14 protein-coding genes are annotated in these 14,955 nt (G+C 73.4%); 5 read left to right on the forward strand and 9 right to left on the reverse strand.

The window, feature by feature from the left end:
• The first annotated feature begins 31 nt into the window (after window positions 1-31).
• On the forward strand, window positions 32-1,336 hold the full coding sequence (locus tag ACF1GV_RS15735; protein ID WP_391680582.1) for an MFS transporter: 1,305 nt from the start codon (window positions 32-34) through the stop codon (window positions 1,334-1,336).
• Window positions 1,337-1,582: 246 nt separating this feature from the next.
• Here ACF1GV_RS15735 and ACF1GV_RS15740 read toward each other — a convergent pair whose 3' ends face one another.
• From ACF1GV_RS15740 to ACF1GV_RS15750, 3 genes are all read right to left on the reverse strand, one after another.
• The gene (locus ACF1GV_RS15740) at window positions 1,583-2,032 is read right to left on the reverse strand and encodes a cyclic nucleotide-binding domain-containing protein (RefSeq protein ID WP_391680584.1); all 450 of its coding nucleotides are present in this window, start codon (window positions 2,030-2,032) and stop codon (window positions 1,583-1,585) included.
• Window positions 2,033-2,349: 317 nt separating this feature from the next.
• Window positions 2,350-3,816, reverse strand: coding sequence for an aminotransferase class I/II-fold pyridoxal phosphate-dependent enzyme (locus tag ACF1GV_RS15745; protein WP_391680585.1), 1,467 nt, complete (start codon window positions 3,814-3,816; stop codon window positions 2,350-2,352).
• A gap of 50 nt (window positions 3,817-3,866) precedes the next feature.
• A complete protein-coding gene (locus tag ACF1GV_RS15750; RefSeq protein WP_391680587.1) occupies window positions 3,867-4,094 on the reverse strand; it encodes a hypothetical protein in 228 nt (75 codons plus the stop codon).
• Window positions 4,095-4,370: 276 nt separating this feature from the next.
• On the opposite strand from ACF1GV_RS15750, the gene ACF1GV_RS15755 reads away from it, so the two are divergent.
• The 4 genes from ACF1GV_RS15755 (at window position 4,371) to ACF1GV_RS15770 (ending at window position 7,328) form a co-directional block, all read left to right on the forward strand.
• Window positions 4,371-4,805 (forward strand): ATP-binding protein, encoded by a 435-nt coding sequence (locus tag ACF1GV_RS15755; RefSeq protein WP_391680589.1) that lies wholly within the window; start codon window positions 4,371-4,373, stop codon window positions 4,803-4,805.
• 205 nt (window positions 4,806-5,010) lie between these two features.
• Window positions 5,011-5,862: a SigB/SigF/SigG family RNA polymerase sigma factor gene (locus tag ACF1GV_RS15760; RefSeq protein ID WP_363266744.1), complete on the forward strand. Its 852-nt coding sequence runs from the start codon at window positions 5,011-5,013 to the stop codon at window positions 5,860-5,862.
• Between the two features lie 172 nt (window positions 5,863-6,034).
• On the forward strand, window positions 6,035-6,868 hold the full coding sequence (locus tag ACF1GV_RS15765) for a DUF1206 domain-containing protein (RefSeq protein WP_391680591.1): 834 nt from the start codon (window positions 6,035-6,037) through the stop codon (window positions 6,866-6,868).
• A gap of 28 nt (window positions 6,869-6,896) precedes the next feature.
• Entirely contained in the window at window positions 6,897-7,328 is a 432-nt protein-coding gene (locus ACF1GV_RS15770; RefSeq protein ID WP_391680592.1) for a hypothetical protein, read from the forward strand.
• A 73-nt stretch (window positions 7,329-7,401) separates the two neighbouring features.
• On the opposite strand, the gene ACF1GV_RS15775 is transcribed toward ACF1GV_RS15770, so the two are convergent.
• From ACF1GV_RS15775 to ACF1GV_RS15800, 6 genes are all read right to left on the reverse strand, one after another.
• Complete coding sequence (locus tag ACF1GV_RS15775; protein ID WP_391680594.1) at window positions 7,402-9,660, reverse strand: FUSC family protein; 2,259 nt, start codon at window positions 9,658-9,660, stop codon at window positions 7,402-7,404.
• Between the two features lie 80 nt (window positions 9,661-9,740).
• Complete coding sequence (locus ACF1GV_RS15780; RefSeq protein ID WP_391680595.1) at window positions 9,741-11,114, reverse strand: NAD(P)/FAD-dependent oxidoreductase; 1,374 nt, start codon at window positions 11,112-11,114, stop codon at window positions 9,741-9,743.
• A 235-nt stretch (window positions 11,115-11,349) separates the two neighbouring features.
• Window positions 11,350-13,080: a PP2C family protein-serine/threonine phosphatase gene (locus ACF1GV_RS15785; protein WP_391680596.1), complete on the reverse strand. Its 1,731-nt coding sequence runs from the start codon at window positions 13,078-13,080 to the stop codon at window positions 11,350-11,352.
• A complete protein-coding gene (locus ACF1GV_RS15790) occupies window positions 13,077-14,135 on the reverse strand; it encodes a SpoIIE family protein phosphatase (protein WP_391680597.1) in 1,059 nt (352 codons plus the stop codon). The genes ACF1GV_RS15785 and ACF1GV_RS15790 overlap by 4 nt, the downstream gene beginning before the upstream one ends.
• Window positions 14,135-14,575 (reverse strand): anti-sigma regulatory factor, encoded by a 441-nt coding sequence (locus ACF1GV_RS15795; RefSeq protein WP_391680599.1) that lies wholly within the window; start codon window positions 14,573-14,575, stop codon window positions 14,135-14,137. Before ACF1GV_RS15795 ends, ACF1GV_RS15790 begins: the two co-directional genes overlap by 1 nt.
• On the reverse strand, window positions 14,575-14,955 hold the full coding sequence (locus ACF1GV_RS15800; protein WP_391681594.1) for an STAS domain-containing protein: 381 nt from the start codon (window positions 14,953-14,955) through the stop codon (window positions 14,575-14,577). Before ACF1GV_RS15800 ends, ACF1GV_RS15795 begins: the two co-directional genes overlap by 1 nt.

The raw sequence follows: 14,955 nt of genomic DNA on the forward strand, positions 1-14,955 counted from the left end.
ACAAAAGATGTGGCGACCATCCAGGGAACCCGTGGACACCAGCGACAGCACCACCGAAGAGAAGGAAGAGCCGCGCACGGCGGCCCGGGCGCCCGGGGTGCGCACCGGCTGGCGCCGATGGGCGATGGACACCCGTCCTCTGCGCCGCCCGGCCTACCGGCGGTTGTGGTCCTCGACCATCGTCACGGCCGTCGGCAGCCAGCTCACCGCCGTCGCCGTGCCCAAGCAGATCTACGACATCACCGGCTCCTCGGCATGGGTCGGCTACGCGAGCCTCGCCGGCCTGGTGCCGATGGTGGTGTTCGCGCTGTGGGGCGGCGCGGTCGCCGACACCGTGGACCGGCGCCGGCTGCTGCTGATCACCAACACCGGCATCGCCGTCACCTCGGTGCTGTTCTGGGTCCAGGCCGCCGTCGGCCTCGGATCCGTGGGCGTACTGATGCTGCTGCTCGCGGCCCAGCAGGCGTTCTTCGGCCTCAACTCGCCCGCCCGCAACGCCTCCATCGCGCGTCTCGTCCCCGCCGAGGAACTGCCCGCCGCCAACGCGCTCGGCTCCACCGTCATGCAGACCGGCCTGATCGCCGGGCCGCTGCTCGCGGGCGCGCTGATCCCCGTCATCGGCCTGCCCGAGCTGTACCTCGTCGACGCCCTCGCGCTGTGCGTCACGCTGTGGGCGGTGTTCCGGCTGCCGGCGCTGCCGCCGCTCGGACAGGCCGCGGCCCGGCGTGCGGGCGTGCGGCAGATAGCGGAGGGCTTCCGCTACATCTCGGGGCACAAGGTGCTGCTGCTGTCCTTCCTCGCCGACATCGTCGCGATGGTCCTCGGCATGCCCCGCGCCCTGTTCCCGCAGCTCGCGGCCCAGACCTACGCCTCCTACGGCGAGGGGCTCGCCCTCGGCCTGCTGTTCGCGGCGATCCCGGTGGGTGCGGTGCTCGGCGGGCTGTTCTCCGGCACCTTCTCCCGTGCGCGCCGGCACGGCTGGATGGTGATCGGCGCGGTCGTCGCCTGGGGCGTGGCGATCACCGGCTTCGGGCTGAGCGGCAACCTGTGGCTCGCCGTGCTGTTCCTGGCGGTGGCGGGGCTCGCCGACATGATCTCGATGGTCTTCCGCGGGGCGATCCTGCTCTCCGCCGCCACCGACGAGATGCGCGGCCGGATGCAGGGCGTGTTCACGGTCGTCGTCGCGGGCGGTCCGCGTCTGGCCGACGTGTTGCACGGCACGGCGGGCTCGGCCTTCGGCCCCCGCACGGCGGTGGCGGGCGGCGGCCTGCTGGTCGTCACGGTCATGCTCCTGCTGGCCACGGCGATGCCGGCGCTGCGCCGGTACCGGATCTGACACCGGGGCCGCGGTTCTGACACCGGGGACCGCGGACCTGATACCGGGGGCCGCGCCGACGGACACAGGCCAGACCGTCGCGGGACGGCGGCGCAGAGTCCGGCGCGGGACGGCGGGGCAGAGTCCGGGGCGGGACCGGCACGCACGGTCCGGGGCCCGGAGCCGGCCACCGCCGGGCCACCCGGGCGGTCCGGGCCCGCGCGCAGGATGCGCGCGAGACCCGGCCGTCGTACCGGTCGTACCCGTCTACCGCGTGCGCCGCATCGCGTACTGCTCCATCAGTTTGTTGCGGGTCGTCTCCAGCCGGTGGGCCAGGATCTCGGCCACGATGCGCATGAGCGACAGACCGAGGGCCGGATCCTCCTCGCACAGGCGCAGCACCGGCTGCGCGTGGAACTCGTAGGCCCTTACCGGGCTGAAGGCCTCCGCGCCGAAGTCCCACTCGTACGGCGGGAACAGCCAGGACCAGCCGAGCAGGTCGCCCGCGCCCAGCGAGGCGACCGTGACCCGCTGGATCGACGTCACCTGCTGGGTCAGGGAGACCGAGCCGGAGCGGATGACCCAGAAGCGGTCGGCCCGCCCGCCCGCCTCGAAGACGTGCATGTCCTCCGGGAAGGACACCTCATGGGCGAGTTCCATGAGGTGCCGACGCTGGGGCGGGGGCAGAGCAGTCAGCAGTTTCGTCGCTTTGGTCATGAGGCGGGGCTCCTCGCCGGCGATGGTTCCGGTGCTTTCCCTACGCCCATTTCAGCCGCTGCCGGGCCGGCAGGCACCTCGGCGGACGGGGTGAATCCACGGGACGGCGTGAATCCACGGGACGACCGGTGGACGCACGATGCGAGGGCAGGAGAAAGGCGGCATGAAGAAGCCCTGGCTGGACGGGGGAAACCAGCCAGGGCCGTAAAGGGTGGAGTACGGGGGACTGCGAACGTCGACCCCGTCACCACGTATGGATGAACCGTAAATCATCTCGGGCGCAGATGCCCAGCCGGAACCCGGTCACGTGACCCGTTTCACTTCACCACCCGGACGGTCTCCAGCTCCGGGTCACCGGGGTCGGGCAGGTACATCCCCGCCCCCAGCCCCGTGCGCAGATAGCGCAGCACCGGCTCGGTCAGCCGCTCACCGGGCAGCACCGCCGGGATGCCCGGCGGATACGGCGTGATCATTTCCGCCGCGATCCGCCCCGTCGCCTCGGCCACCGGCACGTCCTCCGCGGGCCCGAAGAACGCGTCGCGCGGCAGCGCCACCTGCTCCAGCCGCAGCTCGGCGGGCGACGGCACGTCCACCCCGGGCGCGTCCCGCAGGTCCGGCGCGATCCGCGCCAGCTCCTTGAGAGCGGCCAGCAGCTCCCCGGTCGTCTCCCGATCGTCCCCATGGGTGATCTGCGCGCCGATCCGCCGGTGGTCGACCAGATGCATCTCCACCTCACGGTGCTCGCGCAGCCAGTCCGCCGCCCGGTAGCCGGTGACGCCGATGCCGCTGGTGTCGATGATCGTCGGCAGCGGGTCGAAGTCGTCGGCCAGACCGGCGCCGCAGAAGTCGTCCCGGTCGTTGACGTGCAGCCCGTCGATCTCCTCGATGGCACCGCGCACCTCGGCGGCCAGCTCCAGCGCACCGGCCATGAGCTCCCGGCCCCCCAGCGCCATCTGCCGCCGCCAGCCGTCCAGGCCCGCGTAGATCAGCACCGACGGACTGGTGGTGCCCAGCAGGTCCGAACGGTTCTTCAGCAACTGCGGCGGCACGAGATCGCCCTGCACATGGAAGACCGATCCCTGCTCCAGACCGCTGCCCATCTTGTGGATGCTCGTCACGCAGATGTCGGCGCCCGCGTCCATCGCCCAGGACGGCAGATCCGGGTGGAAGGGGAGATGGGCGCCCCACGCCTCGTCGACGATCAGCGGCAGGCCCCGGCCGTGACACACCTGCGCGATGCCGCGCAGATCGGCACAGGCACCGTACGGAGTCGGCGAGGTCACCAGCGCGCCCTTGGCGTCCGGATGGGCCGCGAAGGCCCGGGCGAAGTCCTCGGGCGCCGGCGGGTGCGCCAGGTGCCGTTCGGCGTCCCAGCGGGGTTCCACCCACACGGGCTCGATCCCGGCCAGGACCAGCCCCGACACCACCGACTTGTGCGCGTCCCGTCCGACGAGGAGCTTCTCGTGGGGTCCCGCCACCGACAGCATGGCCGCCTTCACGGACAGGGAACTGCCGCAGGTGGTGAAGAACGTGTGCTCGGCGTGCACCGCGTCGGCCATCAGCTTCTCGGCCCGCTCGAGCACCCGCCCACGGGTCAGCCGGTCGTCCAGGCCGCCGGCCGCCAGGACGTCACCGAGGAACACCCCGTCCCCCAGCACCTCCCGTACGGCCGGGTCGGCGCCGCGCGCCTGCTTGTGGCCGGGGGGCGTGAACGAAAGGCGGCCCCGGCGACGGTAGTCGACCAGGGCCTCCAGGACCGGTGCTCGGGTGTGATCAACTGACATGGGTGCCGGGTTCCCCGCACCGGCGCGGGCAACCCGGCCCATGCGGGTGATCAGCCCGGTTTCGCGTGCGCGCCCGGCCTGAGGATCTCGTCCAGCACCCGCAGCACCGCCTCGTACGCGACGGCCCGCACCGCGGCCTCCGAGGGCCCGCTCTCCGTGTTCGCCCGCCCTTCCGCCTCTTCGCTGCGGGCCCGCCAGTTGCGCGCCTCCTCGGCGGCGCAGGTCCGGGCGCGCTGGATCCGTCGCAACAGCTCGTCTGAGTCCACGACATCGGTCATGCCGTCCGACTACCCCGGCCGCACGCGTCAATGACCGGAGCATGCCCGAAACGCCAGGTTTGCCGCGGCCCGGAGAGGTCAGCCGGACTACAGAGGCCCACGCACCCCGCGGAGACCGGGGACCCCCGGGCGGTGCCGCGGCCCCTGCCGACCCGACCGGCTCGACCCGGTCGGCGCGCGCGGCACCGAGCCGTCGGGCCCCCGACCCGCCCGACCCGGCGAACGCGCCGGTCACTTCTTCGAACGCGCCAGGGACCATTGTGAGGGAGCGAGAGGATGAGCGCGGAGTACGCCATCGACCCCCTGGACACGGGGGGCTGCGACCAGTGCGGCGTCTGCTGCCCGGCCGACGTCCGCGCGGCGGTGCGCAGCGCCGTCGACCGGCGCTGCCGGGCCACCGGGGCACACTGCGACGAGGAGTCGCTCTCCGACGCGCTGCTCGTCGCCTCGGAACTGACGTCCAACGCCATCCTGCACGGCGGCGGTGTCACCGACTACGCCGTGGATCTCGTGTCCGGGGGAGTACGGGTTTCCGTGTGCGACCGCAGCCGGCGGCTGCCGGTGACGACGGGACCGCTCGACACCGACGGGCGGCGCAGGGTCGGCGGCCGTGGCTGGCCGATCGTGTGCCGGCTGTCCCGTGACGTGCACGTCACCGACCTGCCCGCGGGCGGCAAGCGGATCACCGCCGAGGTGCCCGTCTTCCGATGACGTTCCACCGATGACTTTCCGCAGCTCACCTCGACGGCCGTGTTTGCTGCCGGAGAGGAGGGGCACACGCATTTTCGTGCTTCGGACCGGAGGCGCGTCAGCGGGAGCGGTATGTCTGCCCCGGAGCCTGACGGCGAACCGGACGGCACCACCACCCCTCCCGCGGTAAGTCCCTGAGATCACCTGTCAGGAGCGAATCCGCATCATGCTGAGCGACATGTCGACAAGCCGACCTGGCACGGATGTCCGACCCACCACGTCCCCCGGGCGGTCCCACGACGACGCCCCCGACACCGGGGAGGCGTTCGCCCGCCTCGCGGCGCTCGAGGACGGCCCCGAGCGCGACGCCCTGCGCGACGAGCTCGTCACCGCCTGGCTGCCCATGGCCCACCGCATCGCCGGGCGGTTCCGCGACCGCGGCGAGTCGCTGGAGGACCTGCGCCAGGTGGCCGCGCTGGGCCTGGTGAAGGCAATCGACCGCTACGACCCGAGCCGCGGTGCCTTCGAGAGCTACGCCGTGCCGACCATCACCGGCGAGGTCAAGCGGCACTTCCGCGACCGGATGTGGGCGCTGCGCGTGCCCCGCCGGGTGCAGGAGCTGCGCAACAAGGTACGGCTCGCCCGCCGCAACCTCACCCAGAGCCCCGGATCCCCCGAACCCTCCGTCGCCGACATCGCCGCCCACACCGGACTGACCGAGGACGAGGTCAACGCCGGTCTCGAGGCCCTGGACAGCTTCAGCACGCTGTCCCTGGACGCCGAGGTCTCGGCCGACGACGACGGCTACAGCCTCGCGGACACCCTCGGCGCGCCGGACGGCTCGTACGACATCGTCATCGACCGCGAGTCCGCCAAGGAGGGCCTGCGCCATCTGCCGGAACGTGAACGCGCCATCCTCTACATGCGCTTCTTCGAGGACATGACCCAGAGCCGTATCGCCGACTGTCTCGGCATCTCCCAGATGCACGTCTCCCGGCTGATCAGCCGCAGCTGCGCCCGGGTCCGCGAGGAGGCCATGGGCCGCCGTGCGGGCCGCCCGGGCTCCACCTCCGGCTGAGACACCGCCGCACACCCGACGACGCCGTACGCCTTCCAGGCCCCGCAGGGCACCACGCGGGACCTGGGAGGCGTACGGCGTTTCAGTGCTCAGGTGCCGTCCACCAGGAGTGGACCGGAACCGCGCGGTGTGTTCCCCGCAGGCCGGGGCATCCGGAGTCGGGGAGGCGACGATGAACACATATGCCATGGGGGAAGGCGGCCGCGCAGAGGCCGAACGGATGGCCCGGGGGACGCTCACCGAGGGCGCGGCCCGCGCCGGACTGGCCGCGCGGGGCGTCATCTATCTGCTGGTCGGCGCACTGGCGCTGCAGATCTCCACCGGCGACGGAGGCCACCAGGCCGACCGCGGCGGCGCCCTCGCCGAGCTGTCACAGCAGCCGCTCGGCGCGGTGCTGCTGTGGGCGCTCGGCGTCGGCCTGGCCGGGATGGCGCTGTGGCGGCTGTCCGAGGCCGTCTTCGGCTCGGCCGGCAAGGACGGCCGCACCGCGAAGAAGCGGCTCCTCGCGATGGTCCGCTGCGTGTTCTACTGCTCCGTCGCCTTCTCCGTGCTGTCCTTCGCGGCCGGATCGGGCGGCGGCGGCTCCAGCGACCGGCAGTCCCGGGACGTCACCGCGCGGGTGCTCGACCTGCCCGCCGGGCAGTGGCTCGTCGGCACCGTCGGAGCCGGGATCGTCGTGGCCGGCGTATGGATCGCCGTCGCGGCCGTCCGGCGCACCTACCGGGACCAGCTGCGGCTGGTGCTGATGCCGCGCTGGGCCCTGCGGCTCACCGACGTCACCGGGGTGGCGGGCGGAGTCGCGCGCGGCCTCGTCTTCACCGCCGCCGGCGTGTTCGCCGTCCGCGCGGCCGTCGCCTACGACCCCGCACGCGCCAAGGGGCTCGACGACACGCTGCGCTCCTTCGCCGGCACCCCGCTCGGGCCGTGGCTGCTGGCACTGGTCGCGGCCGGATTCGTGCTGTTCGGCGTGTTCTCCTTCGCTCTCGCACGCTGGCGGCGCGTCTGAGCGGCGCGGGCCGGGGAACACGGGGGACATGGACGACTCAGACCTCCCGCCGGACGAGCGCCCCGTGGACGTCTACCTCGACCTGCTGCGGTTCCGCTTGGACAGCGAGGACTTCCAGCTGCTGCTCAGCGTCGTGGAGCCGGTGCTGCGGGCCATCGACGAGCAGCGCTTCGGAGGTGTGGAGCTGGTGGTGGATTGCGACCGCGCCGAGGGCCTGCCCCAGATGATCCGCGACGAGGCGGCCCTCGTCATCGCGACCGCCGTGACCGGACGCATGGACAACCAGGTCGTCGAGATCGAGGTCGAGGGCTCCGGCCCGGTCCGCGTGGTCACCGACGCGGCCACCGCCGCCGACCCCACGAGCCTCGGCCGTATAGCCGGCTACCTCCACGAACGCCGCCGCACCGACGAGGAACTGCGCGGCATCGCCGAGGCCAGCGGCCTCCCCAGCGACTTCTGACCCACGGCCCCGCCCGGCCCGCCCCGCGCCTCGCACCGGTGCCGGGCGGCTCCGCCGGCTAGCGCCGCACCGCCTACTTCGCCGGCTCCGGCTCGGCCCGGGGTGCCCCGAGCGGGCGGGCCAGACCCACCACCGCCTCGTCCAGGCGCTGCAGATGCCGCAGCACGCGGTCGGTGATGCGGCCGTAGCGGGGCGTGCCGGGGTCGCCGGGCTGGAGCAGCGCGGCGAGACTCGGTCCCGTCGCCACCCGCCCGGCCACCGGATCGTCCAGGACGTGCGCGGCGATCGTGCGGATGTTGTCCAGGATGCGCTGCCCGGCCCCGCGCAGCCGCGGGTCGGCCGCGATCGAGGGATGCGTCGGCAGCAGCTCCGCCATCGCCGCCAGCGACCGCGCGTGATAGGCGCACGTCTCCAGCAGCGCCACCACATAGCGCGCGGTGTCGCGCCGCGAGCGCAGCGGCGTGACCGGATGCGTCAGCGGCTGCGTCGCCGCGCTCAGGTCCGCCAGCGCCTGGTCCAGATCGCGAGCCAGGTCGAGCAGCTCCACCTCGGGCCCGCCGCTGAGCTGGTCCACGGCCCGCTCGGTGACATCGGCCAGCCGCTCCAGCACCGTCCCGAGCAGTTCGTCGGTACGCCGCCCGGTGTGCACCGGCAGCACCAGCGCCGCCGCGATCACCCCGCAGGCCGCGCCCAGCGCCGTCTCCTCCACCCGCAGCACCAGCACCGACGCGCTGTAGGTGTGCAGCAGCGTGTAGAGCAGCCCCAGCGCGGCCGTCACGAAGAACGACATCAGCGTGTACGACAGGGGAGCGGTGTAGAACATCGCGAACACCAACAGCAGCACCAGCGCGAACGCCGTCCACGTGTGGTGACCGACCACCCCCGCGAGCGCGATGCCCGCCACCACGCCGAGCACGGTGCCCAGCAGCCGGCGGTAGCCCTTCACCAGGATCTCCCCGGTGGAGGAGGTGTTGATGAAGACGATCCAGCAGGTGAGCACCGCCCAGTACCAGCGCTGGGCCGACAGGAACTCCCCGCCGACGATGGCCAGCGACGACCCCACCGCCACCTGAACCGCCGCCCGCGTGGTGGGCCGCTTCAGCCCGGCGAGCTGCTCCTCCTCGTCGCGCTCGCTCTCCTCAGCCCCGCCGATCGCGGCGTCCTCGGCGTCCAGCTCCTCGCGGGAACGCGTCGTCGCGGGGGAGTCGTCCGACTCGTCCTGCGGCCCGTCCAGGGCGACCCGCAGGCCCATCACGGCGCGCGCGGTCTCGCCGATGCCGCGGAAGACGTCCTGGACGGCACTCGCGCCGGGCGGCAGGTTGTCCTCTTCGCGGTAGCCGAGCAGCCGGTTGCGCACCTGCGCGAGCCCGGTGCCGCGGGCCGCAGCGGCCGGCTGGAGCACCAGTATGCGCAGCGCCTGCAGATCACGGCGCAGCGCCCCGGTCGCCTCGTCGCGTACCGGCAGATGACCGCCGGTGGGCAGCGTCGCGCCCGGCAGATGCAGGGTCAGGGTGTCGGCGCGCTCGGCGCTGCGTGCGGTGAGCAGCAGCAGCCCGAGCCGCTCGGCGGCGATCTCCGCGTCCGCGATGCGCCGCTGCACCAGCCGCGCCACCGCCTCGTCGGAGGTGCCCTCCTCCAGGCGCCCCTGGATCATCAGCGCCGTCTCGTGCAGCCGCGCGGTGCCCTCGCGCACCTCCTCGAGCGCCTTGCCGATGTCGTCGGGCCCGGCGTCCAGCAACTCCACCTGCGCGGCCAGCAGCTGCGCCAGCCGGGCCCGGAACGCCTGCCGGAGCCGTTCCAGGATCCAGGTGGGCCCCGTCGGCACCACCGCGAACCGCAGCAGCGCACTGGCGGCGAACGCGATGGCGACGACCCCGCACAGTTGCGGCAGCGTCGCCGAGGTGGCGCCCACGAACAGCGACAGGAAGTACACCTGGAAGGCGATCAGGCCGAGCGCGGTGCCCCGGTCCCCGAACCGCCGTGCGTACACCGCGCAGAAGATGAGGACGACGAAGAAGACGTCACCGGCGACTCTGAGCGTGGTCAGCCAAGAGCCCAGCGACAGCGACACCAGCGCCACGGGCAGCCCCAGCGCCAGCGTCACCGCCTGCTGCGTGCGCTGCTTCTCCCGGATGGCGAAGGTCGCCACCATCGCGGCGATCGCCCCGGCGACCAGATGCTTCACCGGGGCGCCCAGCAGGCCGAGCACGGCGAGCGTCAGGGCGATCGCACCCGCCGTCCTCAGACCCGCGACCAGCCGCAGCAGCCCCGGGTCGGACGCCGCCAGAGCGTCCCTCAGTCGTGTCCGGCCCGATCGTCCAGCTGCCCTCACGCCGCCGTGTCACTCCGCTCAGAAGGTCGTGGTCTACGGCCTTCAGCATGCCATGACGTGCGGGAACACCGTGCACCGCCTCACTGGCCGGGCACCTCGGCCCCTTCCACCCGCTTGCGCACCTGTTCCGGCGTCAGATACGTGTCGGTGTACTCGAAGTCCTTCAGCTTGGCCGGGCGCCGCGCCTGGAAACCGGTGCGGACGAAGTCGTCGCCGGCGAGCGCGTTCAGCGTCCAGTTGGTCAGCACCCGGGTCTTGGCGACACCGGTGCGCAGCGCCGACCAGTGGTAGCCGCGCGCCACGGCCTGGGCGGGCAGGCCCCGCAGTTCGATGCCGAGCGGCTTGGACACCGCGTCCTTGCCGCCGAGGTCGACGACCAGCCCGAGGTCCTTGTGCTCGTACGGCCGCATCGCCTGCCCGCGCAGCGTGGCGATGACGTTGTCGGCGACGACCCTGCCCTGCCGCATGGCGTGCTGCGCGGTCGGCGGGCAGACCGCGTCGCCGCCCTTGGCGAGGTCGGGCACGGCCGCGGAGTCGCCGAGCGCGAACACCCCGTCTTGGCCGGGGAGGTTCATCTCCGGGTTCACCGCCAGGCGCCCGCGCACGGTCTCCGCGCCGAGCGTGGCGATGAGCGGGCTCGCGACCACACCGGCCGTCCAGATCAGAGTGTGCGTGGGCACCACCCGGCCGTCGGTGAAGGTGACCTCGGTCGGTCCGGCCTTCTCGATGGAGACACCGAGCGAGACCTCGATGCCCCGCTTGCGCAGCACCTCCTGCGCACTGCGGCCGAGCTTGTCGCCCAGCTCGGGCATCAGCTTCGGGGCGATGTCGATGAGGTGCCAGCGGATCAGCTTCGGGTCCAGGCGCGGATAGCGCTTGACCGCGTTGCAGGTCAGCAACTGAAGGCAGGCCGCGGTCTCGGTACCGGCGTAGCCGCCGCCGACCACCACGAACTGCAGCCGCGCGGCCCGCTCGGCCGGGTCGTTGCTGGCGTCGGCGAGATCGAGCTGGGAGATGACGTGGTCGCGGATGTAGGCGGCCTCGGCGAGCGTCTTCATCCCGAACGCGTTGTCCGTCAGGCCCGGGATGTCGAACGTGCGGGTCACGCTGCCGGGAGCCAGCACGATGTAGTCGTACGGCTCGTTGACCATCTCGTCGGTGATCGTGCGGATGACGCACACCTTGGACTTCAGGTCCACGCCGATCGCGCCGCCCGGGATGATCCGGGTGCGGTACTTGCGGCTGCGGCGCAGCGACAACGCGATCGACTGCGGTGTCAGCACACCGGAGGCGACCTGGGGAAGCAGCGGCAGATAGAGCTGGTAGGAGAACGGTGTCACCAGGGTGAGATCGGCCTCGCCGGGGGAGAGCATGCGCTCCAGGCGCCGTACGCACCCCACTCCCGCGAAGCCCGCGCCCACCACCAGGATCCTGGGTCGTGTCACGTTGGTCATCCCTTCTGCGGCTCCGGGCGGTTGGATCGACTCGTGTGCGTGTGCCCGCCGGAGCGCTGCTTCGCACCTCATTGATCCCACCGTGTTCGCGGCCACCGCGCCAGTCGGGTGCGGCAGGCAGACGAACCCATGCCGGTCAGTCTGCCCCCTTACGCCGGTGCGGGCGCCCCGTACGCGGGATTGACCGCAGGTCAGGACGGTGAGCGGGGAGCCCGGGCAGGACGCGGGCCCGGGGTCAGGACGACCCGGCGAGGTGGCAGAGCAGGAGGCACACGTCGTCGTCGCGCTCCGAATCGCTCAGCAGCGGCGGCAGGATGAGGTCGGCCGCGCTCTCCAGGTCCCGTGCCAGCTCGGCGCCGGGGAAATCCCCGAGCGCGTCGGCCAGGCGGCCGATGCCCGGGTCTATGCCGTGGGCACGCCGCTCCACCAGGCCGTCGGTGTACAGCGCCAGCGTCGAACCGGGCGCCACCGGCACGGCATGATCGGCGATCTCCTGGCGCAGCGGGATGCCGAGCATCGCGCCGGGCTTGTCGTCCAGGATGCGCACCCGCCCGTCCGGGCCGCGCAGCACCGGCGGCGGATGTCCGGCGGCCGCCCACGTCAGCGTCGCCTCGTCCGGGTGGAAACGGGCGATGACGGCGGTCGCGTACAGGTCGGGCTGCAGATGATGGAGGAACTCGTGCAGCCGGGTCAGCAGCCGGCCGGGGCTGCTGCCGTCCACGGCGTAGGCGCGCAGGGCGGTGCGCAGCTGGCTCATCATCACCGCCGCGTGCAGCCCGTGCCCGGTGACGTCGCCGACGACGGTGATCAGGCTTCCGTCGGGCTGCAGGAACGCGTCGTACCAGTCACCGCCGATGTTCAGCCCGTACGTCGCCGGCAGGTAGCGCGCGGCCAGCCGCAGCCCCGGCGTGGTGGGCAGGTCGGTCAGCAGGGCCCGCTGCAGGGTCTCGGCGATGTCCCGGTTGTGCTCGAAGCGGCGGGCGTTGTCGATGGCCGTGCTGGCCCGCCGGAACAGCTCGATGAGCATCACCGCGTCGTCGGGGTCCCAGCGCTCGCCGGGCGGCGACAGCGTCACCACGCCCAGCGGCGCCCGCCGCGCAGACAGCGGCACGCACAACAGCGGCCGCAGCGGATCCAGCGCCGACGGCGGCTGGTCGTCGACCCCGGGCAGAGCGCCGGGGTGATCGGCGGCGTACTGCGGCCGGCCGGTGCGGGCCGCGATCACCGCGGCCGCCGGATGCGGCACCGTTGGCGCCCCGTCCGCCCGCTCGCCGCGCTCCCCGTCGCCGTCGAACAGCCACACGTCGACGCTGCGGGCGTACTCCGGCACCAGCAGCTGCGGCAGCCGGCGCACGATCTCGTCATGGTTCAGGGAGGCCGTCAGCTCCGCGCTGGCGTCGGCCAGGAAGGTGAGCCGGCGCCGCGCCCGCTCCGCCTCCTGACGGGCCGCGCGCTCCGCGGCGAACGCCTCGCGCTGGGCCCGCCCGGCGGCGTCCAGCTCCGCGTGCAGCGCCAGCACGCCCTGGTTGGTCTGGTGCAGCTCCTCCCGGTGGAAGGCGACCAGATCCTCCTGCTCGGCGAGCTTGCCGAGCACCAGCGCGGCGTCCTCGTCGGCGCCCAGCAGCGCCTCGGCGAGCAGCTCGGCGTCGTCCGGCGGGTCGCCCACCGCGACGGTGTCCATGGGCTGCGGGCAGGGCACCGTCGCGCGCCACGGCCCCTCGCCGGCGGCGTCCGTGCCCGGCGTGCGCTCGACGACGGCGTGCAGCAGGCCCTGGGCCGGATCCGGTTCCAGGGTGAGCCGCCAGGTGCCGCCCTTGGTCAGGCACTGCCGCAGCCGTCCGCTGAGCTCCGCCGCCAGCCGGGTGCGGTCCAGAACGGATACTCCGTGCGCGGCGGCCAGCCCGGCAGCGGCGATCCGGGCGCGGGCGGCGTCGGTGGCGGTGGCGATCTGCCAGGTACGGGTCATGCTCGCTCCGGCGGGTTCGGCGCCAGCACCGCCACGGAGGTGTCGTCCCGCACCGGGCTGGCGCTGCTGCTCGCGTCACGGATCGTCACGGCGGCGAGGACCGCCGGATCGGCTGCGAGCAGCAGCGGGTCGGACGGCGGGACCCAGCGGCTGGGCAGGCCGTCGCTGTGCAGGATCAGCAGCCGGTCCGCGGACCACGGCAGCAGGGTCTCCGTCAGCGTCGTGGGCCGGTGTACGCCCACGATGCCGGGCCGCGACAGCAGCGAACGCCATGTGCCGCCCTCGCGCAGCCGCGCTCCTATGTTGCCGACGCCCGCGAACCGCAGCCGGTTCACGTCCGTCTCCAGCTGGGCCAGCGCCACAGCCGCGCCCCGGGTTCCGGCCAGCTCCGTGTGCAGCCGGCGCAGGAGCTCGGGCGGCGGCAGATGGGCGGAGCGGTGCAGTTCGCGCACGGCCGCGGCGGAGGCCCGGGACGCCTCCGGGCCGTGCCCGAGCCCGTCGGCCAGCATCAGGGTGAGCCGGTCCCCGGCCCGGGCCCACGCCCAGGCGTCACCGGAGAAGTCGGCCCCGGCGAACGGCACGACGACCCCGCCGGACCGCGCCGCCGCGGCCCGCTGCCGGGCGTGTGCGGGCACCACGGGACCGATGCGGACCAGCGCCACCGTGCCGCGGCCCAGCACGCTGTGCAGGCCGAAGTCGTCGGCGATGCGCCGGCAGGTGCCCAGACCCGCCCCGAGCGAGCGGGTCGTGGAGAACCCGTCGCGCAGCGCCTCGGTCACGTCCGCGATGCCGGGACCGTGGTCGACGGCCGCGATCTGCACCACGCCCGCCTCCTCGGCGTTGCCCGGCAGGGCGGGCGGGGCGACCACGTCGACCAGGAGCAGGCCGCCGCCGGCGTGCTTGAGCAGGTTGGTGGCCAGCTCGGTGGCGACCAGTGCCACGGCGGCCGTACGCGGCTCGTCCAGCCCGGCGAACGCCGCCGCGCTCTCCGCGGCGACCCGGGCGTCCCGGACCCGCGTCGAGTCCTGTACCGGCACATGCCACACCCGGGCCATCAGATCTCCTCACGCGGCAGCGGCGGCCGGGCCGCCCACGACGTCACGGTGACCGTGGTGCCGGCGCCCGGGGTGGAGTCGATGGCGAACTCGTGTACCAGGCGACGCGCGCCGCCCAGCCCCATCCCGAGGCCGCCCCCGGAGGTGTAGCCGTCGCTGAGCGCCCGCTCCAGGTCCGGGATGCCCGGCCCCCGGTCGGTGAAGGTCAGCCGCAGCCCCCGCGCCCGCCCGCTCACCAGGGGCAGGGTGTGCACCTCGCCGCCGCCGCCGTGCACCAGCGTGTTGCGCGCCAGTTCACTCGCGGCGGTGACCAGCTTGGTCTGCTCGACCAGGCCGAAGCCGAGCTGTGCGGCCGCTTGGCGGATGTGCTGGCGCACCCACACCAGGTCCATGTCCGACCGGATCGGCAGACGGGCCTCGATGCCCGCAGCCGTCTCCATCAATTGCTCCCCGGCCGGGGGCCGTTCGGCCCGGTCAGCAGGTCCAGAGCGGCCTGGGTGGTCAGCGCGGTCCGCAGCCCGGGCAGGGTGAGGCCCAGCTCCACCAGGGTGATGGCGACGGCGGGCCGCATCCCCGCGACGACCGTCTGCGCGGCCAGCAGCCGGGCGTTCGCCGCGATCTCCGCCAGCACCCGCCCGAGGAAGGAGTCGACGATCTCCACGCCGGACAGGTCGATGACGACCCCGGCGACCCGGCTGCTCGAGATCGCCTCCGTGATGTCCTGAAGCAACCGCTGGGCCATGCTGTCGTACAGGTCCCCCTGGAGCGTGACCAGGAGGACGTCACCGAGCCGGAGCACCGGCACGTGCCCGGCGCCCAT

The organism is Streptomyces sp. NPDC014006 (assembly GCF_043088925.1).
Classification (GTDB): Bacteria; Actinomycetota; Actinomycetes; order Streptomycetales; family Streptomycetaceae; genus Streptomyces.

Excerpts from the sequence above, each read along its gene's own strand:
- ACF1GV_RS15760 (WP_363266744.1), top strand. The coding sequence starts at position 5,011 with ATGCTGAGCGACATGTCGACAAGCCGACCTGGCACGGATGTCCGACCC.
- ACF1GV_RS15780 (WP_391680595.1), bottom strand. The coding sequence starts at position 11,114 with ATGACCAACGTGACACGACCCAGGATCCTGGTGGTGGGCGCGGGCTTC.
- ACF1GV_RS15800 (WP_391681594.1), bottom strand. The coding sequence starts at position 14,955 with ATGGGCGCCGGGCACGTGCCGGTGCTCCGGCTCGGTGACGTCCTCCTG.
- ACF1GV_RS15755 (WP_391680589.1), top strand. The coding sequence starts at position 4,371 with ATGAGCGCGGAGTACGCCATCGACCCCCTGGACACGGGGGGCTGCGAC.
- ACF1GV_RS15750 (WP_391680587.1), bottom strand. The coding sequence starts at position 4,094 with ATGACCGATGTCGTGGACTCAGACGAGCTGTTGCGACGGATCCAGCGC.
- ACF1GV_RS15790 (WP_391680597.1), bottom strand. The coding sequence starts at position 14,135 with ATGGCCCGGGTGTGGCATGTGCCGGTACAGGACTCGACGCGGGTCCGG.
- ACF1GV_RS15795 (WP_391680599.1), bottom strand. The coding sequence starts at position 14,575 with ATGGAGACGGCTGCGGGCATCGAGGCCCGTCTGCCGATCCGGTCGGAC.
- ACF1GV_RS15765 (WP_391680591.1), top strand. The coding sequence starts at position 6,035 with ATGAACACATATGCCATGGGGGAAGGCGGCCGCGCAGAGGCCGAACGG.
- ACF1GV_RS15785 (WP_391680596.1), bottom strand. The coding sequence starts at position 13,080 with ATGACCCGTACCTGGCAGATCGCCACCGCCACCGACGCCGCCCGCGCC.
- ACF1GV_RS15745 (WP_391680585.1), bottom strand. The coding sequence starts at position 3,816 with ATGTCAGTTGATCACACCCGAGCACCGGTCCTGGAGGCCCTGGTCGAC.
- ACF1GV_RS15770 (WP_391680592.1), top strand. The coding sequence starts at position 6,897 with ATGGACGACTCAGACCTCCCGCCGGACGAGCGCCCCGTGGACGTCTAC.
- ACF1GV_RS15740 (WP_391680584.1), bottom strand. The coding sequence starts at position 2,032 with ATGACCAAAGCGACGAAACTGCTGACTGCTCTGCCCCCGCCCCAGCGT.